This window comes from uncultured Cocleimonas sp., assembly GCF_947495625.1.
Lineage (GTDB): Bacteria > Pseudomonadota > Gammaproteobacteria > Thiotrichales > Thiotrichaceae > Cocleimonas.
Map to the genome: position 1 here is coordinate 63514 of NZ_CANLZW010000011.1, position 21358 is coordinate 84871.

23 protein-coding genes are annotated in these 21358 nt (G+C 41.4%); 4 read left to right on the top strand and 19 right to left on the bottom strand.

The annotated features are described in order from the left end of the window. Positions 1-104: 104 nt before the first annotated feature. A complete protein-coding gene (locus tag Q1A31_RS08030) occupies positions 105-1316 on the bottom strand; it encodes a hypothetical protein (RefSeq protein WP_299874915.1) in 1212 nt (403 codons plus the stop codon). Positions 1317-1474: 158 nt separating this feature from the next. Between Q1A31_RS08030 and Q1A31_RS08035 the strand changes: the two genes are divergently transcribed. Both Q1A31_RS08035 and Q1A31_RS08040 read left to right on the top strand, forming a co-directional pair. After that, positions 1475-2563 carry a S1C family serine protease gene (locus Q1A31_RS08035; protein ID WP_299874918.1) on the top strand — a complete coding sequence of 363 codons (1089 nt, stop codon included), beginning with the start codon at positions 1475-1477 and terminating at the stop codon, positions 2561-2563. 124 nt (positions 2564-2687) lie between these two features. Then, a complete protein-coding gene (locus Q1A31_RS08040) occupies positions 2688-3116 on the top strand; it encodes a hypothetical protein (RefSeq protein ID WP_299874921.1) in 429 nt (142 codons plus the stop codon). On the opposite strand, the gene Q1A31_RS08045 is transcribed toward Q1A31_RS08040, so the two are convergent. The 4 genes from Q1A31_RS08045 to Q1A31_RS08060 form a co-directional block, all read right to left on the bottom strand. Next, positions 3117-3638 carry a hypothetical protein gene (locus tag Q1A31_RS08045; protein ID WP_299874924.1) on the bottom strand — a complete coding sequence of 174 codons (522 nt, stop codon included), beginning with the start codon at positions 3636-3638 and terminating at the stop codon, positions 3117-3119. Between the two features lie 170 nt (positions 3639-3808). Continuing rightward, the gene (locus tag Q1A31_RS08050) at positions 3809-4810 is read right to left on the bottom strand and encodes an acyl-CoA desaturase (protein WP_299874927.1); all 1002 of its coding nucleotides are present in this window, start codon (positions 4808-4810) and stop codon (positions 3809-3811) included. 13 nt (positions 4811-4823) lie between these two features. Then, the gene (locus Q1A31_RS08055) at positions 4824-5621 is read right to left on the bottom strand and encodes a fatty acid desaturase (protein ID WP_299874930.1); all 798 of its coding nucleotides are present in this window, start codon (positions 5619-5621) and stop codon (positions 4824-4826) included. After that, entirely contained in the window at positions 5618-6007 is a 390-nt protein-coding gene (locus tag Q1A31_RS08060) for a thiol-disulfide oxidoreductase DCC family protein (RefSeq protein WP_299874933.1), read from the bottom strand. The genes Q1A31_RS08055 and Q1A31_RS08060 overlap by 4 nt, the downstream gene beginning before the upstream one ends. 297 nt (positions 6008-6304) lie before the next feature. Here Q1A31_RS08060 and Q1A31_RS08065 point away from each other — a divergent pair, with 297 nt between their 5' ends. After that, positions 6305-6622, top strand: a complete 318-nt coding sequence (locus Q1A31_RS08065; protein ID WP_299874936.1) for a DUF5665 domain-containing protein — start codon at positions 6305-6307, stop codon at positions 6620-6622. A gap of 36 nt (positions 6623-6658) precedes the next feature. Here Q1A31_RS08065 and Q1A31_RS08070 read toward each other — a convergent pair whose 3' ends face one another. Then, complete coding sequence (locus tag Q1A31_RS08070) at positions 6659-6940, bottom strand: DUF1127 domain-containing protein (RefSeq protein ID WP_299874939.1); 282 nt, start codon at positions 6938-6940, stop codon at positions 6659-6661. A gap of 224 nt (positions 6941-7164) precedes the next feature. On the opposite strand from Q1A31_RS08070, the gene Q1A31_RS08075 reads away from it, so the two are divergent. Beyond that, positions 7165-8580 carry a PLP-dependent aminotransferase family protein gene (locus Q1A31_RS08075; protein WP_299874942.1) on the top strand — a complete coding sequence of 472 codons (1416 nt, stop codon included), beginning with the start codon at positions 7165-7167 and terminating at the stop codon, positions 8578-8580. Between the two features lie 118 nt (positions 8581-8698). On the opposite strand, the gene Q1A31_RS08080 is transcribed toward Q1A31_RS08075, so the two are convergent. The 13 genes from Q1A31_RS08080 to Q1A31_RS08140 form a co-directional block, all read right to left on the bottom strand. Then, positions 8699-9472 carry a sulfite exporter TauE/SafE family protein gene (locus Q1A31_RS08080; protein ID WP_299874945.1) on the bottom strand — a complete coding sequence of 258 codons (774 nt, stop codon included), beginning with the start codon at positions 9470-9472 and terminating at the stop codon, positions 8699-8701. Positions 9473-9515: 43 nt separating this feature from the next. Then, positions 9516-9851 carry an NIPSNAP family protein gene (locus Q1A31_RS08085; RefSeq protein ID WP_299874948.1) on the bottom strand — a complete coding sequence of 112 codons (336 nt, stop codon included), beginning with the start codon at positions 9849-9851 and terminating at the stop codon, positions 9516-9518. Positions 9852-9944: 93 nt separating this feature from the next. Continuing rightward, positions 9945-10634, bottom strand: coding sequence for a fumarate hydratase C-terminal domain-containing protein (locus tag Q1A31_RS08090; protein ID WP_299874951.1), 690 nt, complete (start codon positions 10632-10634; stop codon positions 9945-9947). 1 nt (position 10635) lies between these two features. Next, complete coding sequence (locus Q1A31_RS08095) at positions 10636-11571, bottom strand: fumarate hydratase (protein WP_299874954.1); 936 nt, start codon at positions 11569-11571, stop codon at positions 10636-10638. Between the two features lie 82 nt (positions 11572-11653). Then, a complete protein-coding gene (locus Q1A31_RS08100) occupies positions 11654-13405 on the bottom strand; it encodes an L-aspartate oxidase (protein ID WP_299874957.1) in 1752 nt (583 codons plus the stop codon). A 2-nt stretch (positions 13406-13407) separates the two neighbouring features. Then, positions 13408-13749 (bottom strand): succinate dehydrogenase, cytochrome b556 subunit, encoded by a 342-nt coding sequence (gene sdhC / locus Q1A31_RS08105; protein WP_299874960.1) that lies wholly within the window; start codon positions 13747-13749, stop codon positions 13408-13410. Continuing rightward, complete coding sequence (locus Q1A31_RS08110) at positions 13746-14078, bottom strand: hypothetical protein (RefSeq protein WP_299874963.1); 333 nt, start codon at positions 14076-14078, stop codon at positions 13746-13748. Before Q1A31_RS08110 ends, sdhC begins: the two co-directional genes overlap by 4 nt. A 2-nt stretch (positions 14079-14080) precedes the next feature. Then, positions 14081-14812: a succinate dehydrogenase/fumarate reductase iron-sulfur subunit gene (locus Q1A31_RS08115; protein WP_299874965.1), complete on the bottom strand. Its 732-nt coding sequence runs from the start codon at positions 14810-14812 to the stop codon at positions 14081-14083. Positions 14813-15081: 269 nt separating this feature from the next. After that, a complete protein-coding gene (locus Q1A31_RS08120; RefSeq protein ID WP_299874970.1) occupies positions 15082-16002 on the bottom strand; it encodes a LysR family transcriptional regulator in 921 nt (306 codons plus the stop codon). A 122-nt stretch (positions 16003-16124) separates the two neighbouring features. Beyond that, the gene (locus Q1A31_RS08125; RefSeq protein ID WP_299874972.1) at positions 16125-17750 is read right to left on the bottom strand and encodes a thiamine pyrophosphate-binding protein; all 1626 of its coding nucleotides are present in this window, start codon (positions 17748-17750) and stop codon (positions 16125-16127) included. A 61-nt stretch (positions 17751-17811) separates the two neighbouring features. Next, positions 17812-19323: a tripartite tricarboxylate transporter permease gene (locus Q1A31_RS08130; RefSeq protein WP_299874974.1), complete on the bottom strand. Its 1512-nt coding sequence runs from the start codon at positions 19321-19323 to the stop codon at positions 17812-17814. Next, positions 19320-19799, bottom strand: coding sequence for a tripartite tricarboxylate transporter TctB family protein (locus Q1A31_RS08135; protein WP_299874976.1), 480 nt, complete (start codon positions 19797-19799; stop codon positions 19320-19322). The genes Q1A31_RS08130 and Q1A31_RS08135 overlap by 4 nt, the downstream gene beginning before the upstream one ends. Positions 19800-19867: 68 nt before the next feature. Continuing rightward, positions 19868-20878, bottom strand: a complete 1011-nt coding sequence (locus Q1A31_RS08140; protein ID WP_299874978.1) for a tripartite tricarboxylate transporter substrate binding protein — start codon at positions 20876-20878, stop codon at positions 19868-19870. Between the last annotated feature and the right edge of the window lie 480 nt (positions 20879-21358).

A 21358-nucleotide genomic window follows, 5' to 3' on the forward strand; every position in this document is an offset into this window, starting at 1 on the left:
ACTGCTACCAATCAGAATATTGGTAGCAGTGAAGTGAAACTGAACTAGAGAGAAAATAGTGCAAAACTAGTGAGAAAATAATCGCTACTGAGCAGGATAAATTCTTATATCGAGCAGACCTCACCCTCATAAACATCCATCACCGACTTTAGTTCATCATGGATATATTGAAGTTCTTCGTCTTTTAATTCTGACAGAAATTCGGGTGTTTTTCTGGATTGCAGTTTCATCAATATCTGGTTAATTTCAAGACAACCGCGCAGTGCAATTTCTTCGATTAATTTATCCATTTCGACTTTATCAATCTGACCTTCGACTACAGTGCTTTCAGCGGTAGTATTTTCGATGCCTATTAGCTCATCGTTAGCGCCGAACCAGAAATCCAGACCTTTCTCTAAAAAGTCATCGAAGGTTAGATAATGGGTACCATCACAGGAGAAGTTAAGTCCCACAAAGCCATTAACCAGATTCAAAGAACCAGAGCGTAAATACACCGTATCATCCGCAAATCTCAATGCGAAAAACTGTTTAAAAGTATTACACACATCGGGCTTGGGTACGATATTTCGCTCAAAATAGGGGCGTTTTGGATAGGCCAGACACACTTCAGAGTTAGATAATTCATCCATGGTAAGAATACGGTAGGTATATGGATCATCAACGTGCCATACCGTTACACGGCTGCTAGAGTAATGAATCTGACAGTGATAAACACCATGCTCTGTCATCAACTCTTCGAGTATCGTCATGACTTCTTCAAGACGCTTATCCATCTCGCTTTCAGCTCGCGACTGCATAAACAAACCACCGCGAATCGCTGGGTCACCTTTGATCTGCCGCCATTTTCGTGGCTCTTCATAAATCTTATCGTTGCGTGGCAATTCGCGCAGGTCGTAATCTACGCCGAGAAAACCAAGGCGTTCACCTTCGTCATTACGAATAATTTGTACGGCGGTTAGCGAGGGGCGTTTTTGGTTTTTACTGATGTAAGCACTGGATAATTCAAAATCATCACCATCTCTGACAGAAAACAGGTTTACCAAATAAGGTCGCTTTGATCTATCACGCCCCAGATGCTCTGTAATTGCACCTTCGTGTTTAACGGTGTTACTTATTTGAATGCCATCTTTATCAAGCACATAGATGTATTTGCAATAAGGCAGACTTTTCTTCGCCAAGGTCAAAAAATCATTTAAACGTTCAGGCTTACCCATGTAAGGCACAAGGTCACTCGCCAGATCAGATAGCAAGCCCCCGATTAATTTACTCAGGTGTTTACGTTGTTCTTTAACTGATTTTTGAACGATAGAATCCATTGATTAAAGTCCGATTTTGAATTTTATTGTGGTTGAGAATACCACTTTAGAAAAGCTCATGATAATTTTATGCTGAAATTCAGGGAACAAATTGATATTTGAATTTGTCTGATTGCAACATTATTATATTTTTATAATTAACTTTTTGGGAGAAAATCATGAATCAATCCATGAGTAAAAATATTTCACTCATTCTATTAAGCAGCCTAAGTGTTATTGCAGGAACTGTGCTAGCAGCAAACAGCAATCAAACTGATCAAGGCAATCAATATTCAAACACTCAACAAAATAACACATCAAGGCCCGCACAGATAAAATGGCTGGGAATCTCGCTCGGGCAAATTTCGCCTGCACTTCGCAGCCAATTAAGCTCTCAACTCAAAGACGGAATGGGCGTAATGATTACGGGCGTACAAGCAAATTCACCGGCAGAGAAATCGGGGTTGAAAGCATTTGATATTTTAACGCGTTTTAATAAAACGAATGTATCAAACAGTCAGCAAGTTTTTGACCTGGTGCAGCAAAGCAGTGCTGGTGACAAAATCACGCTTGAATATATTCGTGCGGGTAAAAATCAAACGGCTTCGGCTGAAATTGGATCACGCGAGGTTAATCAGCAACAAAACTGGAATGGACCATTTCAGGGATGGCCGAATGGAAATAGATTTGGAGCTTGGCCAAACTTTAATTCTAACTTTAATAATGACCCGTTCTGGAATTCGCAACCACGCTGGAATGATCCATTTTTTCAAAACTTTAACAGGAATTTTCAGACGCCTTTTAACAACTTCCCTAGTATGCCGAGCTTTCCCGACTTTCCTAAAGATTTCGGAAAAAACTTTAATGGTAAAAATGGCGCTAACGTACAAAGTTTTTCCCAATCAGAATCTTTAACTATGGAAACGCTCAAAAATGGAAAAATTCATATCGAGTTCAAATCCAAAGATACTGATAATGATGAGAAAAGATTCGTATTTGAGGGAAAGCGTGATCAAATCATCAAGGATATTCAACAACAAAAAGATCTGCCCGAAGCGCAAAAACAGAAACTAATAAACGCAATTAACGGAAATTTTTCCTATTCCTTTAATAGTTTTAATTCGAATAGCTTAAACAATAGTTCGCAGGGTAGTTTGTTGCCACAAATACCGAGCGGGCCATTTTCAGCACCTCTCGCTCAACCTCCTTCGCAGCTACTTGATCAGCAACTAGAGAAGCAGACACCGCCAAAAAGGTTAAACTACTGAGTTTTAACTGTTTAGGCTATTATCCACATAACATTTTAAAATATAGATATGAATGTGTCAGAGAAATAAGCCAACTATTTACTTTGACACATTCATCATTTAACCATTATCTAGCGAGACAAACATGACGACAAAACATATGACTAAAGCTCTAATACTTCCATTTTTACTCGCTTTCTCTGTACTAGCACAAGCCAATGAAGTCGAAATTGTTGATGTAAAAGCACACCAGGCAGCAAATAAAACCTGGACCTTTGCAGTGACTCTTAAACATGAGGATGCCGGCTGGAATCATTACGCCAACGAATGGCAAGTAATCGCACCCGATGACAAAATTTTAGCAACGCGCACGCTATATCACCCTCATGTTGACGAACAGCCATTTACACGTAATACATCGGGCGTAGAAATCCCCGCAGATATAACAACAGTGCGCGTTATTGCCCGCGATACTGTCCACGGGCATTCTAAAACAGCAATGCAGGTAAACCTGAAAACCAAAGAAGTTAAACCTGTAATGCTGGCACTTAAAAGAACTAAAAAGAAGAGCTAGCTAAGTCTTTTCAGTTGCAGTTTTAATCACTGCTTCAGGTAGCGTGATATCTACAACTTTGCTTGTTTGATAATCAAGGTATACCTTTCTTACAATTAAATAGAGTTGATAGGCCACTATCACAAGTGTTATCGCAATATAAAAGCTATGTAAAAGCCATAGTGATTTCCAGTTGGTTCCAAAAATCATAATAAGAGAAGCGATAAACCCATAAGAAACTGCACCGTGCAAAAACAATAAAAGACTTGTCGGATTTATACGATTTGATAAAACCATTATTCCTCCTATCAAGCCTGATGCGCCGCCGGAAAATAGTAGAAACTGAACCACTACCTGACTGAGTGTTGTATGCTGAAAACCACTCGTAACCAGCGAGCCAAATCCATAAAATAATAAGACCGTTGCGAATAGGCCCAGCGGCAAGATTGGGTAAATAAACACAACAATCATTAGAGTCTTAAAAGACTTAATATTGATGTTTTTTATCATAAATTTTTCGGACATCTTTAATTTTTCGGACATTTCTAATTCCTCATTTCTGATCAAAATTTTGTGATTCAGTGACCGCATCATAAATAACTAAAATGCAGTCAAACTGATACTTATGTGGTGATACTGTGCAGTTGATCTACTATGTAAGCTAAGTGTTTAGCTATGTGTTTAAGCTAACTACATTATGAAAAATGCTAACTCTATGCCTGTTGAAAATGACTGAGTAATGGGCACTTCTGTGGAAGTTTCATTGCTGCTCTCCGCCCTTCTCTTCTATGCTCAATAGGCATTAATTCTTCTCTATAATCTAAATCAGCAGGAAGCTTCACATTCCACACTAATCCTAAATTCATGAGCCTATTCAAAACCCACCAGCCAGGGTCAGATTGGTTTTGATAAAGCCCCAACATCGCAGACCTGGGAAACGCATGATGATTGTTATGCCATGACTCACCCATCGTAAGTAAACCAGCGAAGCGAACATTGTGACCTTGAACAGCGGCACCATTGACATGCCAATCTCGCTCGCCTTCGTTGTGCGCGAAATAGCCGACTAACCAGTGACCTGTTATGGAAACGACGATGCGTGCTGAAATCCCCCACACGACCCAAGACACGCCACCAAAGTAGAATAAGACGATTGCCCAGGGGAGTTGCTGGAGCATCCAGGTGTTTTCCATGAAGCGATAGATACGATCTTGCTTTAAATCATCTTCTGGCAAAAACTCAGGTGCATGATCCAGTTTCAAATCGCAATGCAATTGCCACCACGCATCTTTGATGATGCCGCTGCCATGACGTAAATAAGCATGGCACCGCGGTTTACGTTGCGCCCAATCTCTGAGGTCATGCTGATGGGTCATTCCCAACGGGCCTGCCATACCCACCAACACGCCAAGGTGAACAAAGAAATACTCCAGCCATTTCGGGCATTCGTAACTGCGGTGAATGAGGCGTCGGTGCATCCCTAATGAATGACCTAGGCAAACTGTGGTAGCCGTAAATACTATAAAAACAGCTAAAGCAGAGAGGGAGAAAAAGTATGCGCCACCCACAACCGCTATGAATAAATGAGAGGTATACCAGAGTGATTTTGCAGGCGCCCACAGTACTTGCCCAAACTCACCATTTGTAAATGAGTTTTCGGCCATGCGTGGGCTTTCTTTATGCGCTTTCTTTTTTAGTTTTGTTTGATTTTTCATTGTTTATCCTCAGTTAAATGACAGTTTTGTAATTGATTAAACCCGCGCTATCTAAACGCTCGGCAAGCTGGGGCAAGTGACAGGTAGGTATCGCGGGGTAGTTGTGATGCTCAAGATGAAACAACATGTTGTAAGCAAGTGGGCTCAACCAACGTGATCGAAGTGTTCTTGAGCCATATTGAGAATCTTCCTCTTCACAATCATGATGCACACTCCATACGGTAAACATCGGTGATATGGCATGTGATAACAGCATCAACACCGTATGAATTTTTAGCGCATCGATATCCCACCAAAACCACACGGCAGTCATCCATAAGACATTTAGAGCAATTTCAAATTTGATCCAGAAGTTCTGTTTAAGGCTTTTTTTAGCGCTTCGGCTTAATGCTTCTTTATGCAATTTAAGGGTAAATAAAGGCGCTTGTAACAACATGTTCCAAAAGCCTAATTTAGCGATATAGCCTTCTACATCGTTTTCTTCCAAACAATGGCGATGGTGTTGCATGTGTGTGACTTGCGTGGCACGCATTGATGTCATCATGAAAACACTCAGTAATAACATCACGACATCTGTCGCGGTTCTAGAAAGCCCCAGGCAATAATGAAACGCATTATGCGAAACGCGTAAACAGGTCAGAAAAAAGTAGGCGGCAGCAAATAGCATCAACACCGTGTGCTGATTAGCCGCTGCCCACATTTCTAAAATAAACCAGGGCAATGGCAATGAAATTTCTTTGGCAATTTCCCATGGCTTGTATTTGACGAGGTCTTGCCACTCATGCGTTTTTAATATTCTGTCGGTGCTCATTTGCGTCTCACAGAAAAACTCATTCGATGTTTAGCGAGAAATTCATAGAATTTTTCTAACAGCGGATGAGTCTTGGGCAACTTACGAATCAATCCCGAGATCATTCGGTAATACGGTATTTTGTCCCAAAGTGTGAGCATCGCTTCCAGCCCTACTTGATGAACACCGCTACCATCTTTAATGTGGATGAGTCTCATTGCATCTTCGTAGTTGATGCATTCTTCATTAAGTACAGCAGCGTTATTACTGATATCAACCCAGTCGATCTCTTCGTTTTTATTAGATTCCTTATTAGACATGAGCATTTGATAACGCTTCACTTCGCGCCGGCATAATGGACATGCGCCATCATAAAAAACGCGAATGGTTGAACTAGATATTGTCATTACTATCACCTGTTTTGTTTCACTTGATCGTCGAATGACTCAAACAATAATCAAAACCTGGGAGTGATACTTCTGTTCGGATAATTCAGGAACACAAAGTTAAAATTCAATATAATAATCAGCTAGTTAAATAATTACAGAATGATAATATGGGAATACAGGAAGGAGTTTTTTTAATCTCTAGTAGTCACTAAAGCCACAAGTTTTGATATTAGGGCTTAGAAACCTTGGCGAACGACTCTACTAAAAAGTAAACTATTGAAAATATAACGCATTCGAAAAGTATAAGGATAGAAAATGGATAAAAACGAAGAACGAGCTAATCTAGCGTTAAAAGAATTTATTCGTTATTCATCCAGCCCTTGGCGCATCGTCTGGACGAATTTTGTCGCAGGTATTTTTAGGGGGTTGGGAGCGATTATTGGCGCATCGGTATTTATCGCATTTCTTATCTGGGTGCTAACTTTATTTGTCGATGCGCCACTAGTTGGCGAATATGCCCAGAATGTTAAAGATGCAGTTATGGGTTACGTAAACGATACCAATTATAATGACGAGTTTAGCCGTATTGGGGATACTTTAGACAAAATAGAAGGTGGTCTTAACGACAAATAAAGTCACCCCCCTACTTTTAGGTCTTTTTTAACGTTATCAGCCAGATGCTTTGATTAGAGAACGTTTGCTATTGCGGGTTCGTTGATCAGCTACTTCACTCGCATACTTAGCCTTGAAATCATCACCAACCCAGAATGATTTATTCGCTTCTTCTTCGGCCTGTTCTTTGCTAATCCCAATATCCCTCAGCATATTCTCATCCAGTTTTAATAAAGATTTTCTGCTTCTGTAACGCTGCTTGTAAAGGTTTAGCTGTTTCGTGTTTTGCTCTAATAACTGTGAGCAAATACCTTTAAATAGCTTGAATGATAATTTCATTGGTTTTCTCCTATCTCTATTTGCGTATGACTAAAATAAGAATAGGGATAAGAAGGATTACATTACAGATTCACATTTATACCTTTTTTGTCGTGACAGATAGAAATTAAGTGATCTGTCACGTGCCGAAAACCATAATCTGTACTGTTCTATTTATAGTAATTGTAAATCTGTCATGCTCATGTGATATTTGAATCCATTAAAAAATACAGAACGGTTCAACCATGAAGCTATACGAGCAGTTTTCTTCAGAAATCAAAGTTAAAATTGAGCATGGCTATTATCAGCCAGGGCAAAAGCTACCCTCAATTCGGGATATGAGTACCAGCCGTGGTGTTAGTATTTCTACCGTTCAAGAAGCCTACCGCCTGCTTGAAGATACTGGCATGGTAATGAGCAGACCCAAATCTGGTTATTACGTTCAGCAACAACAAAACACCGATTTATTGCCTGATATTAGCCGTCCCGAGCAAAAGCCTGTCGATGTCGCACACTGGGATGAAGTACTAACCCTGACGACCACCGAAAGTCATCATAACTTTGTCGCCTTTGGTGGTGGCGCACCAGATATCACCTTAAAAACACTCAAACCTTTACAGCGTATTCATGCCGACCTGTCACGTCAGCAGCCTCGATGTTTATTTGAAAACGCCAAAGGCAATGGCCTAGAAGAATTAAGAGAACAGATTGTTCGGTTGATGCAAAACTCTGGCTGTTATCTTCACCCAGATGACATTGTCATCACTACAGGTTGTCAGGAGGCGTTATCCCTAAGCCTGAAAGCGATCAGCAAGCCCGGGGATATTATTGCGATTGATTCACCCAGCTTTTATGGCTCGATGCAAGCCATCCAGTCGAACGGTTTAAAGGTCATAGAAATACCAACACATCCTGAAACCGGAATCAGCATGACTGCGTTAGAGATGGCATTAGAACAATGGCCGATTAAAGCGATTCAGTTGATACCAACGTCTAATAATCCTCTGGGCTATATCATGCCGGACAAGAATAAACGTAAACTATTAGAACTTGCTTCGCGTTATGATTTTGCCATTATCGAGGATGATATTTTCGGTGATCTTGTGTATCAAACGCCACGACCCAAAACCATTAAATCCTTTGACACCGAAGGGCGCGTTTTAATGTGCTCATCGTTTTCCAAAACTGTCGCTCCCGGTTTACGCATCGGCTGGGTAGCTGCCGGACGCTATGGCAAGCTTTTGACCCATTTGAAATTTATAACTTCCCTCGGCTCCACTGCTTTACCACAACTGGCACTGTCACAATTTATACAACAAGGCTATTTCGAGAAACATTTAAGAACCGCTAGAACTCAATACCAGCGCGGCCGTGATTGCATGATTCACTGGGTACAACAGTATTTCCCAGAAGGGACTAAAATGACCTACCCTCAAGGTGGGGTTGGTTTATGGGTGGAGTTGCCAGGCGATATTGATACGCTTGAGTTAAATAAAAAATTACTGGCGTTTAATACTGGGATTGCACCAGGCACCTTATTTTCAGCGTCGGATAAATACCGAAACTGCTTGCGATTGAATTATGCGACCGTACCTGACGATAGAATAAAATCGGCAGTTAAAACGATTGGAGAGCAAGCTAAACTAATGCTGGATACATAGTAACAGTCAGTAAAATCAGGGAACTGCTCTACTTGAATTCACACCCCCCTACTTTTAGCCACTTTTTTAAATAAGAAACCTAAGTTTCCGTATTCACACATTCAAGTTTCTAATATTACTAAAAATTCCTGGATATAAATTGCACAATAAAAACGATACCAAGAAGCAATAAAACTGACCAAATAACCTTTTGGAAAGTTTGAGCATTGAGCTTTCCTGAGAACCAGGTACCAACCAAAGTAGCGAACAAAGCTACCGGCATCATTACAAAGAAAAGTCCGATAACTCTCGGGGTAACAAGCCCTGCGCCAAAGTAGCCAAATGGAATGAAAATTCCACTTAACAAAAAGAAGCTATGAATCGTGCCCTTAAACTGTGCTGGCGACCAGCCTCGTAAGCTGCCGTATATGCCAAACACAATGCCGCGAAACGCATAGGCTCCACCGAGCACACCTGCCAGAAGTCCGAAGAAATAACTCCAGCCATTTGATTTCAACTGAATCTTTTTTGCCGGAGATAAAAACCAGATTGCCATGATAATAAGTACGCATCCCAGAAGACTTTTTACGAGTTCATTATCGGTTACTCCCAGTAGCAATATACCAAATGGAAATCCCAGTAGAGCCATACTGGCTGTTCGTTTTAAGGAGCCGAATTGAACGTGTGCCCGATCTTTCCATAGGGCCACAAATGACATTAACGTAGAAATGAAAAGTATAAACGGAACCGCTTCACTGATATCAATCATCAGTGATAACAGCGGAACAGCAATGACACCATCACCAAAGCCTATTGCCGCTCTGGTAAACAAAGCCAACAATACGATTAAAGCCATCCAGAAGACATTTGGGTCAGCGATAACGAGGTTAATTGAAGAGAGAATATAATCCATATTTTTATTTAAGCCTCGTAGATAGCTAAACCATCAAACGCATTTATTCAGCAATGCTGTTTTTGCCACCGATAGGACTAAAGTCCGCAGGGATTAATATTTTATTCTCGATATGACTGACTAAAGGTCGCATTTGAACTGCGTACTTGAGCCATTCTTCACTTGCTTGTAATTTAGCGCGTCGACTATAACGATCATCCATAGAGTCATAACCCCACATATGAACAATTTGATTTAATGGCCCGATATCTGTGTAAAAGTAACCAACCATATTTCCTAAAATACGGATTTGAACATCTTTGCCTAATTCTTCGTAAAGCTTAAGGAATGGCTTAACATTGCCATTTTTCAAGGTGTATATTCTTTCATCAATAAACATCTCAAGATCTCATTATTTGTTTAGTTACTTTGCTAAGTACTTTGCTAAGTACTTTGCTAAGTACTTTGTTAGGTACTCTGTTAGATAAATTGATTAGATTAATTCGTCACTGCGATCATCGGTTTCACCATATCGGCTTAATGCAGGCTTCTTTAAACCTTCATAAAGCTTATCCAGCTTTTTATTAATCTTTTTACCTTCCTGTTCAAATAAACTATTTCCTTTAAGGTCACTATCTACGATAAAAGGACCAAAGTTTTCAACCTCAAAAACCCACATCGCCTGAGCATTGCCGAGCTCTTTAAACCATTCAACCTGTCGGACTTTTTTGATGCCTCTACCAAGTAAAGCACCTGTTCCATACCCTACCGTTGTTAGGTAAACGGCACCTGCTGGAACATATAGTTCTTTATATTGTTCACTTGACATACCACCTTTGCCAATAATGACTTTAGCACCCGATTTATTAAACCAGCCTGTCATCCACTTAGCGAATCGAAAACTTGCCGTAGCAGTTACACCACCTACATTATAAGTTCCATCTGGTTCTATAGCCGCGGCAGGTGAACAATGGAAATTCACATTACTTAGTGCAGGGAGGTCTAAGGGTATGTCATAGCCTTCTTCTAATACGCGCTTATATACACCTTCTCTGCCGGTATATATGATTCCATCGAGATAAACGATGGTGCCGATTTCCAGCTTTTCTAAATCTTCTTGTTTTACCGGAACTTGAAGTCTGACTTCTTTAAATTCACCATTCTCATTAGCTTTGCTAGTCATATTACTGCTCCCATCCAGTTGTCTCACGTCTCATATAAGGCGTGAACCAGTTTGGATCTGTTCGATAAGTTACTTTGCCATCTGCATGTATTCGCGCAGTTGCACGTCTTGATGATAGGCAGAACATATGCACACTCATCGGCATTCCGCCAGTGTGGGTGTAACCGACTTCGATGTGACAATCAGCAACCATCGATGCACCGACAAAACCCTGTGCTCCCATACCAATCTCGTTACCCAGGGTTTTTAATTCTTCTTCAAGTTTGGCAATCTCTGGATCTGGATTGGCTTCTCCCACAGTGCGCAAACAAGCCGCCTGTTTACCCAAAACCATCGTGGTATCTTTTGAACCGCCAAGACCTATTCCTACGACAGCAGGCTGACAAGCTAAACCACGTTTACCAAATGAAACCATGGTATCGAGGAAAAAACGCTTGATACCATCAATGCCATCACCGGGGAAAAGCATTCTGTAATCTGTGCCAAATAACCCACCCTTATGTACCGTGGTAATATCGATCCAATCTACATCGGGCTCGAAACTCCAATCTATTTCTGGTGAGTTAATACCGACATTATTATTGTGATCGGTTCTCCACAACGGATGTACACGATTAGGACGTAGCGGAATATCATGTGTTGCCTGCGCTGTTGCTTCTCGTAATGCTCTCTCTATGCCTATAGGTCCGCCTTCAAATTTAGCGTCATTTCCTATTTTTACGTAATAACGTGGCAGTCCGGAATCGGCACACATTGGGCGTCTATCTTCGGTAGCGGCATCCCAGTTTTCCATCATGGTCTTGAGGACAAACTTGGATAAGCCATCTTCCTTTTGCACCATGAACTCGATGCCCTTTCGATAATCCTGCGGAATATCGATGGCCGCTTTACCCATAATTTGGTAAGCGGTATCTTGTATTGTTTTGTTAGAAATCATCGTGTGGTCTCTCTTTATATTCTGTTTAATGCTCTGTTTTTAATATTCTGTTTTGATACTCAATTTTTTAAAGATTACGCTCTTAATGCTTAACTTCGGGAGCAGTTTCTGAATAATCATCAATCAGTGATTCACCAGGCTTAATGATGGAAAAATTAACAGGTGTATGAGTAACGCCGAAGTTGCCCGATTGATTGCGTGCCACGGTGAAATACGAGTCTTCCATCGTTCCAGGCTCTGGAAAATCTTCTCGACAATGCGCTCCACGTGAGTTTTCACGAGACAAGGCAGCTGCCGCAATCACAAGTGAAATCTCGGTTAAGTTATATAAATTTAACCAGTCATGCCATGTCGGATTAAACACGGTATTTTCTGCACCGATGCCATTTTCGAGTAATTCAGTCTGTAATGCTTCCACTCTAGAAATGCCTTTTTGGATTCCTTCTGCAGTCCGCATAACACCCACATCTTCCCACATGATATCCATGAGCTTTTCACGTAGATCATTCACATTTACTCCACCAACTGGTGACGTAAATGGCAGAAGTGCTCGGTCAATCTCTGCTTGAATGAAGTCTTCATTGGGATCTTGAAGCTCAGTTATATCTGAAACATACTCAGCCATCGCTTCGCCAGAAACACCACCGTAAACGGTAGAGTTGGCTACACCATTACCACCCAGACGATTTGCTCCGTGAATTCCACCAGCGTCTTCACCGGCCACAAACAATCCCGGCAATTCTGTCTTGGTATCGGTATCACAAATTAAACCACCCATGAAGTAATGCGCAGTAGGAACGACTTCAACCAAGCCACCCGCAAGATCAAAACCACAATCAGCACATCGCTTTACCATACCTTTGAATTTTTTCTTTACGTCTTCTACTCCAAGATGACTCATGGCGATATACACACCACCATTTGGAGTTGTATTACCTTTACGCATCTCAGCATAGATACCACGACTTACAATATCTCTAGTGGCGCGTTCACCACGCTCGTCGTAATCAAACATGAATCGCTCTTTATTGCCATTAAGCAAATAACCGCCAGCACCACGCAGTCCTTCTTCCAATACTGTGCCTGTCATGCGAGTATCTTTACCCGCCAGCAATCCTGTTGGATGAAATTGCACCATTTCCATATCACGCAACGGCAAGCCAAGACGTAAAGCCATCGCTAAACCATCCATGCTTTTTTCACCAGAAGGGGTGTAGTAACGATACATTGTTGGTCCACCACCAGTTGCAAGTAATACCGCTTTAGCACGAACGAACTTCATTTTGCCATCACGCATATTGACCATCAGCACACCAGCAAGTGCATCACCTTTTTTATTAGGCACTAAAGCTAACGCTCTGTATTCTTCAAGACGATCTATTGGAAGCGCTAAAACTTGCTCCATCAAACGGTTGATAATTTCGATCCCGGTAAGGTCGCCTTTATGAACTGTTCGGTCGGCGGTCTGTCCGGCGAATGCTTTATGATGTAGTGATCCATCATCTTCTCTATCGAAGAAGCAACCTATTTCATTTTCAAGTTCTTGAACTCTGGTTACCGCTGTTTCACATAATTTCCATGCTAGATCTTGATCAGGTAACCATTTACCACCAGCGATGGTATCCATAAAATGGCGTTCAACAGAATCATCGTCACTCATCGCAACGTTGTAGCCACCCTGAACCATACGAGTGCAACCACATTTACCCATTAAACCTTTAACGGCAACGCTGATCTTTAGATCTGGGTTAGCTTTGTATGCATGTAATGCAGCCAATAAGCCAGCTCCACCTGAGCCTAAAATTAAAATATCAGTATCGTTTGTTTCTATCATGATCAAATCGCTCTCAATAAGAAGACTAAAGCCACAAAAAATGCGAATGCAACTGCAACAGCGGCGAATGTTTTCTGCCCGGGCTTCCAAGGCAAAAACTCAAGTGCAAGTAATCTCAGACCACCAAATAAATGGACGGCTAACAAAAACACTAATCCGAATTCGGCAAATTTAACGATTGGCTGTTCTGCCCAGTGCAACATACTATCCAGTGATTCAGGCTCATTCAGCGCCAGACTTAGAATATAAAAATGTGCGGGAAGAAATAATGCAAGCGCAACACCCGATATGCGATGAAGAATATAGGCGTACCAGAGAGGTTGATTTCTATGTGGTTTAATCATGACAATACCACCGCGTAAACTGCTTTGCTGCCAAGGCCCAATAACAAAATAACAATCGCAGTGGTTATCCAGTTAAGACGTGCGCCTGTTACCCCTAGCCATTCATAAATGACCACTCTTAAACCTATTGCTGCATGGATTGATAACGCCACCACAAATAAGCCGTAAATCAACCCCCAAAAAAAACTACCTTGAGTGCGACCGAGTATTTCACCAGCAGTAAGACCGCCCTGAATGGCGTAAATCATCACACCCAAATGGAGTAGCACTAATGGCGCCATCAGCATCGCGGTTAATCGTTGGGCAATATATAATTTAATACTTAGCACTATTACATCTCCCCTTTTAGTGTTGCTATTGCTGCCACTTTTTTCAGACCAGCAATTGAACGAGTAGGATTGAGGGTATTAGGACAATAGGTAGTACAACCTTGTTGAGAATGACAAGACTGACAACCACCTTCGCTAGTGACAGCCTTCAGACGCTCAATTTTTCCGCCATCTCGAACATCATTGACTAAGGTCCAGGCTCTATTGAGCGCAGCAGGGCCTAAATAACTTGAATCATTTTCTACAACATCACAGGATGCGTAACACACGCCGCAGTTAATACATTCGATGCCTGCATTTGCTTCACGACGTGCTTTTTCATTAGGAGAGATAAGCTGAACTTGATCATCACGGGTTTTGGTTGGAATAAAATGGCCTTTAGCTTTGGTCCATTTTTCAAAAAACTCATTTAAGTCACAGGCGAGATCTTTAATAACAGGCATGTTTCTTAGGGGTTCTATAGTGATGGTTTTATCGCCATCCATAACTTTTGAAACATGCGTACGACATGTCCAACGTGGCTTGCCGTTGACTGTCATCGCACAAGAACCACACATACCAACACGACACGCAAACCGGTATGACAGATCAGGTTCTAGATTGCGCTGAATCCAGGTCACTACATCTAGTACAGTTTGGCTTTCCTTGGCGGGTACTTCGTACTCTTTAAGAGCGCTATTCGAATTATCACCCCGACTAAGCAATACCTTTATCGTTTTACCTTCATTAGCCACTTAATCTCTCCGTTTTATCTCGAGTTATTCCTGGATCTATTTCTAGCTTTATATCTCGCGTAAAAACAAGCAGGAAAACCTGTTGTTATTGATAGTAAGAACGATTTAATAACAAAAGAAACTCTTGATCAAACGAATAAAACTGTAGATTTTATTAAGTAATAGTTTATTTAAAATAGCTCATTTGCAAATGTACCGAATGACTCAGAATTCTAAAATCATGACTAAATAATAGTAAAATATATTTAAAAAAATTTTGAAAATAAGAGTTAGCTTTTAGTCGATTGAGAAGGGTCTAACAATGCTTTGGTGACCCCCGACTCTTGAACGATCTGAATGAGTTTTTCCCATAGTAACTCTATGAGCAAATGCTTACTGGTGTCTCGACGATAGAGAACACCCAACACTCTTTTAAAAGAACTATCCTCAAGTGGAATGATATTAAGATGCTCATGTTCTGGTTTTGAACAGCAATTCAACGGAATAATAGATACACCAAGGTTATTCATAACCATTGCTGCAGTAGCCTCTAATGTATCGAGTTCCATGGTTTCATGAACATGAATATTATTTTCAATCAACCAATGATCAATATCCTTTCCGACCCAGGCTTTTCGCGCATAGCGTATAAAAGATTGAGTCCGTAAGATCTCCATTGGGTCTGTCATGGTAATTTCTTTAGAGGCCAAAACCACAAAAGGTTCTTCGGTAAAAGGACGCCAGATCAAATGCTCATAAATAGTGGGAGGTTCTGTCATAACTGCCACGTCAAGAAACCCTCTATCGACTTGCGCATATAAATCATCAGACAAACCCGGATAGATGCGGATGTGCAATTTATCGTGATCATCCTGTAATGTTTTAATCGCCCTTGGCATAATGCCAGTGGTAGTGGTTGGCACTGTTCCCACTGTGAGGTTTTCTAAAGTATCTAGCTCGCCTTCTAAGGAAGGTTTTAATTCTTCGTAATGTTTGATCAGCTTCAACGCCTTGGGGATCAAGGCATATCCGGCAGGATTCAATACCGGAGGGCGCTTGGTACGATCAAATAGAGGCATATCAAGCTCGTCCTCTAAAGCCTTCATTTGTTGGCTCACGGCGGCAGGTGTTAAGTAAACAGCTTCGGCTGCTTTAGCAAAAGTTCCAAGTTCAGCAATTGCTATAAGGGTTTTAAAACGACGAACACCCATCAGTGTATACCAGAATTATAGTTAAGAGGACCTTTATCATAGGACATAAATAACCACTTTATATCAATTAAATATTAATCAATATATAAAGGTCACCCCCCTACTTACAGGCACTTTTTTAATTAGTGACCACTTCCAGAAGGCGCTGGTAATCCTTCAATTCGCACATTAACACAGGCGGGCAGTCCGCTATCAATCGCTCGTTTTAACGCTGCATCCAGGTCAAATGGGTCTGTCACATATTCACCGTGACCACCTAAACCTTCTACAGCTATATCGTAGCGTGTTTCATCAAGCTCACAGCCAATCAGGCGATCTTCACCATATTCTCTGAGCTGAAGTTGCACCTCAGCATTCCATTTGGCATCGTGTCCTATCACCGCTACCAGTGGAAGTTTATTACGCACGGCTGTTTCAAATTCGCTGAAATGAAAACCTGCAGTACCATCGCCCATCAATATAAAAACAGTAGAATCAGAATGACTCGCTTTCGCGCCAATCGCATAGCAAATACCGCCACCAATAGCACCGGAAATGCCATTAATAATTCGCTTAGGAGCGGACAAGAATGCCTGTGACCACTGGCCAAATTCACCGCCATCGCAAACTAAAATTGCATTTTCTATGCCTGACATTGCTCGCTGCACAGAGGCACACAAAGAGGCAGGATGAATCAAATCAGACACGATATCGTCAGTATCTTCGCCGCGATCTGCAATGACATTTGTGACTCTTGCCATCCACCTTTGTCTTGCAGATGACGGCTCCATCTGACAACAACTCAGTGATTCAGCGAGACTTTTAACGTTAGTAATTTCAGCCAGAACAATTCGTTCACCTAGAGCCTGTCGCGCACGTTCAAGCATTTGCGTTTCAGGATCAACCACCAGGACACGACACTCTTCTCCAAATGAATTGGCTTTAGCAAAACTCAAGGTAAAATCAACAGACTTGCCCAAAATCAGCACAACATCTGATTCAACTAACACATTACTAAAATCGCCTAACGAAGGATCTTTGAGTCCACGTGGACTTTCCATACTTACAACAGGCATAGATAATGCCGACGACAGTTTAGAATGTAATTCGCCGATCCTTGTTTCAGTCAATGCAGGACCTGTAATAATGAGTGGGCGTTCTGCGTTTTCTAACTCATTTTTAATCTGCTCAACAAGTGCATCTGATGGTGTTTCTCTATCAGGGGAGTATTCGCTAATGCCGCTTAACTTTGATGTGTCCACTTCCTGTTCAAGCAAATCCTGAGGCAGAGCTAAATGCACAGGACCAGGACGGCCTGAGCGCGCTGCTTTAATCAAAGCACTAAGGTCATCTGGAATCGTTTCAACAGAAACGGAACGTTTAGATAACTTGGTTAGCGGAGTAGCAATTGCTACCTGATCAAGCTCTTGAAAGGCGCCCATGCCATCTTTAGAAATAGGTGAATCACCACTGATTAATATCACCGAGCTCTCAGCACAAGTCGCTGAATACAACGGCGCCAAGCCATTTGCAAAACCCGGGGCTGCTGGCAATAAAGCCACCCCTATTTCATTATTCAATTGTGACCAGGCATCTGCCATAAAAACTGCAGCAGCCTCATGCCTTACGTGTATTAAGCGAATACCTACATCTATGATTGCATCAAAAATAGGCATGATTTGATTGCCAGATAAAGTAAAGATTGTCTTTACGCCAGCCTCAGCCAAACCTTCAGCAACAAGATTTGCTCCGCGTTTATTTTTCGTCATTTTGTCTTGTCTCAGATGTATTTAAAACAGATAGTTGTAAGAAGCTTCTTTTAAAAACCCCTTATTCTTGATTACCGTGTTCTACCGCTTCAGCCTTTTTCTTGCCCATACCAGAACGAATAATCGCAACGATAGTTATGATCGTAAGCGTCCAGAAGAACCAGGTAATTGGGCCTCTAACGAGTATTTCAGCAGATCCACCAGACATTAGCATCGACTGCCTAAAGTTATCCTCCAGCAGCGGCCCAAGGATAAAGGCAATAAGAAATGGCGCCGCAGGTATGCCTTTGCACAACATGACATAACCCAACCAACCCATCGCAAACATAACGCCAACGTCAAAAATATTGTTATTTACCGCGTAACAACCGTAAACACAAAGCACCATCACCGCAGGAAACAAAATCCCTCTGGGAATATCAGCGACATAACTAAAGGCACGAATAGCTACCGAACCTATCAAGAACAAAAACACCGAGCTAATGATTAACCCCATGAACAATCCATAGATGATATCCGGACTATTCAAAAACATCATGGGTCCAGGCTGCAAGTTATGCACCATGAAAGCGCCAATGATTACCGCAGTGATAACATCACCCGGGATACCTAATGCTAAAAGTGGAATTAGTGTTGCCCCTGCAACTCCGTTGTTTCCGGACTCAGATGCTGCAACTCCTTCGATTTCACCTTTACCAAAGTTCTCCTTATTAGGAGATTTACGTCTTGCCTCGCTATAAGATAAAAATGCTGAAGGTGCTGCACCAATTCCCGGAATACTACCTAGAAAAACGCCGATAAAACTACCTCTTACAATCGTTTTAAAACAACGCTTATATTCAGCAAACGTCACCCACTCTTTGCCGAGATTTTGCGTTTCACCTTCTTTCGATTTGGGATTCCAAACCATTGCTAATATTTCAGGTATTGCAAATAAACCAATCAGCACAGCAATGAAGTTTAATCCACCCATCAGGTTAGGATCGTTAAGTGTAAATCGATTGGTGCCGTAGACTAAATCGAGCCCTATTGTGGCGAGTATCAATCCAAACAGAGCACTGACAATGCCCTTCAGCAAGCTATCACCTGAAACACCCGCAATAATTGTTAGCGAGAATAAAATCAGGGTAAAAAACTCTGGAGGCCCAAACTTTAAAGCAAAAGCAGCTAACCAACCGGCAAACAGTATTAGCGCCAGATTTGAGATTAGATCTGCGGTGCAAGAAGCCCATAACGCCATTCCCAAGGCTTTGCCCGCTTGCCCATTTTTAACCATCGGGTGTCCATCCAGAATGGTCGCACTAGAGGCAGGAGTGCCTGGCGTTTTTATCAAAATAGCAGGAATACTGCCGCCAAAAATACCCCCTTTATAAACGCCCAACAACAATAAAATACCTGTAATGGGTTGCATTGCAAAAGTAAAAGGGAGTGTCAATGCAACTGCCATTGTTGCCGACAATCCTGGAATAGCCCCAGCTATAACACCTATTAAAACGCCCCCAGCCAAAGCAAATACACTTTCAAAATTCGCAACTAACTCAAAACCCGCTGCAAGGTTTTCTAACAATGTCATGGCAACCTCAAAAACTCACCTTGAGGAATAGCCATACCTGCAACATGAGCAAAAAACATATATAAAACAAGCGGAATAATTACCGCTGAAATGAGCGCTGTTCGAGGATGAGATGTTTTGATCAATATCGCCAATGCGACAAACGAAATCATTGACGTCCAAACTAGCCCCAACCAAGGAATCGCAGCGACATAAACAGCCATTAATACAGCTAACAGTGCAATACGCTTATAACATCCCTTAGTTGGCAAAAGCTCTGCAACACTATCCTTAACAGCACTCCTTCCAGAAATCATCAGAGCAATACCGGTGATTCCTAAAAGAATACTCAGTACTTCAGGCCAGAACACAGGAGATAGCACTATGTTCGTCACATTAGAAGGCGCAGTAACGCCATAAGGAATTGCCACAAAAATCAGAAATAAAGATAGAATTAGCGAAGCTAAGCCCGTACTAAAATAAGAGTTGTTTAACATTACAAAACCCTTTAAAAAGATCCTAAAGAAAACAGCCTTGAAGATTTTCAAGGCTGTATATGGGTTTCTTAACCTTCGACCCTCATGCCTAGCTCATCAACTAAAGCTTTGAACTGTTTATACTGAGCATTTATAAAACTCTTTGATTCTTCCGGACTCATTAAACGGATAACTGAACCGCGCGCTTCCATTTTCTCTTTAAATTCCTTATTAGAAGTCGCTGTTGCTAGCCATTTACCCCAGGATGCTGCGATATCATCAGGCAAATCATCAGGTCCAGCAATACCGGTCCAGCCAACTAATTGCTCTAAAGCGGGCTTACCTAAATCTTTTGATGTTGGCGCATCAAAACCAGCCACTGGTTCTGCAGTAGTTACCAGCAATGGCTTAAGCTGCTTATTTTTTACAAAACTCGCTAAACTGGAAGAGTTACTGCAAAGGAAAGTCGCAGTTCCAGTAAGTACCGCCGTTGCTGCTCCTCCACCGCCTTTCATAGGAATGTGAGTAGCCTGTTTTACCGGGTTTTCTAAACCGAATTCCTTTAATACCATTGCGGCTGCTAGATGTAATAAGCTACCTACACCAGAAGAACTGTAGCTAACACTTCCGGGCTTGGCTTTTGCTTGAGCCACCAAGTCTTCCATTGAATTAATGTCACTATCCGCTTTTACAGCACATGCAACCGGATTAATTTCGTAAACCCCTACAAAGCGAAAATCTTCCAGTTTGTATGGCAATGTTGCTTTCATAGCAGGGTTTACTGTGTGAGTACCCACTCGTGCAAATAATAAGGTATAACCATCTGCTTTCGCATTTTGTACCGCAACTGAGCCAATCGCACCGCCAGCTCCAGCCTTATTGACCATAACCAATGGTTTTCCAACTTCTTTACTTAGTGGCTCAGAAATAGTACGCGCAGAAATATCAGTTGCTCCACCAGGTCCGTAAGGAATAATCATATTAACGGGGCGCGATGGATAATCAGCAGCTATAACGCTACTGCTTAGTAATACGGCACTCATAGCAGCCGCAATGATAAGCTTGGGTTTGTTATTTTTTGCGATCCTTGGTATGTACATTTAACACTCCTCTAAATTTATTATTTATAAATACCAGCGATACGGAATTACAAAAAGCAGCCGATACCTATTCATTTATTACTGCAATCTCCAACTGACATTTGTGATTACAGATGATGTAGTCTTTCATAAACATAATTTAATGAAAGCGAATAATTATTAACAATTAGTTAAGCAAAGCTTATTTAAATAATTAGTAGAACGGACTAGTACAAGCTTGAAGTAAAGGTCACCCCCCTACTTTTAGGAGGTTTTTTATTTAAAAAATGAAATCTTATTTTTAGGCAACGTAAAATAGATCTTGTTTGTACCTAATCCAAACTTTCACTAAACACTAATTATTGCTTACTACAGGATAACTCTAGTACAAAAGAGATATAAAGAAATGTCGATAATACAAAATCTTTTCATTCATCTTTGATATTCATATGCCGCTCCACTAGCTTGACATTTTTCCTGAGCAGTAAATTCAGACAGAAG

Bases quoted from the DNA above. Each gene is read 5' to 3' on its own strand.
- Q1A31_RS08030 (WP_299874915.1), bottom strand. From the start codon at position 1,316: ATGGATTCTATCGTTCAAAAATCAGTTAAAGAACAACGTAAACACCTG.
- Q1A31_RS08035 (WP_299874918.1), top strand. From the start codon at position 1,475: ATGAATCAATCCATGAGTAAAAATATTTCACTCATTCTATTAAGCAGC.
- Q1A31_RS08040 (WP_299874921.1), top strand. From the start codon at position 2,688: ATGACGACAAAACATATGACTAAAGCTCTAATACTTCCATTTTTACTC.
- Q1A31_RS08045 (WP_299874924.1), bottom strand. From the start codon at position 3,638: ATGTCCGAAAAATTAAAGATGTCCGAAAAATTTATGATAAAAAACATC.
- Q1A31_RS08050 (WP_299874927.1), bottom strand. From the start codon at position 4,810: ATGAAAAATCAAACAAAACTAAAAAAGAAAGCGCATAAAGAAAGCCCA.
- Q1A31_RS08055 (WP_299874930.1), bottom strand. From the start codon at position 5,621: ATGAGCACCGACAGAATATTAAAAACGCATGAGTGGCAAGACCTCGTC.
- Q1A31_RS08060 (WP_299874933.1), bottom strand. From the start codon at position 6,007: ATGACAATATCTAGTTCAACCATTCGCGTTTTTTATGATGGCGCATGT.
- Q1A31_RS08065 (WP_299874936.1), top strand. From the start codon at position 6,305: ATGGATAAAAACGAAGAACGAGCTAATCTAGCGTTAAAAGAATTTATT.
- Q1A31_RS08070 (WP_299874939.1), bottom strand. From the start codon at position 6,940: ATGAAATTATCATTCAAGCTATTTAAAGGTATTTGCTCACAGTTATTA.
- Q1A31_RS08075 (WP_299874942.1), top strand. From the start codon at position 7,165: ATGAAGCTATACGAGCAGTTTTCTTCAGAAATCAAAGTTAAAATTGAG.
- Q1A31_RS08080 (WP_299874945.1), bottom strand. From the start codon at position 9,472: ATGGATTATATTCTCTCTTCAATTAACCTCGTTATCGCTGACCCAAAT.
- Q1A31_RS08085 (WP_299874948.1), bottom strand. From the start codon at position 9,851: ATGTTTATTGATGAAAGAATATACACCTTGAAAAATGGCAATGTTAAG.
- Q1A31_RS08090 (WP_299874951.1), bottom strand. From the start codon at position 10,634: ATGACTAGCAAAGCTAATGAGAATGGTGAATTTAAAGAAGTCAGACTT.
- Q1A31_RS08095 (WP_299874954.1), bottom strand. From the start codon at position 11,571: ATGATTTCTAACAAAACAATACAAGATACCGCTTACCAAATTATGGGT.
- Q1A31_RS08100 (WP_299874957.1), bottom strand. From the start codon at position 13,405: ATGATAGAAACAAACGATACTGATATTTTAATTTTAGGCTCAGGTGGA.
- sdhC (WP_299874960.1), bottom strand. From the start codon at position 13,749: ATGATTAAACCACATAGAAATCAACCTCTCTGGTACGCCTATATTCTT.
- Q1A31_RS08120 (WP_299874970.1), bottom strand. From the start codon at position 16,002: ATGGGTGTTCGTCGTTTTAAAACCCTTATAGCAATTGCTGAACTTGGA.
- Q1A31_RS08125 (WP_299874972.1), bottom strand. From the start codon at position 17,750: ATGACGAAAAATAAACGCGGAGCAAATCTTGTTGCTGAAGGTTTGGCT.
- Q1A31_RS08130 (WP_299874974.1), bottom strand. From the start codon at position 19,323: ATGACATTGTTAGAAAACCTTGCAGCGGGTTTTGAGTTAGTTGCGAAT.
- Q1A31_RS08135 (WP_299874976.1), bottom strand. From the start codon at position 19,799: ATGTTAAACAACTCTTATTTTAGTACGGGCTTAGCTTCGCTAATTCTA.
- Q1A31_RS08140 (WP_299874978.1), bottom strand. From the start codon at position 20,878: ATGTACATACCAAGGATCGCAAAAAATAACAAACCCAAGCTTATCATT.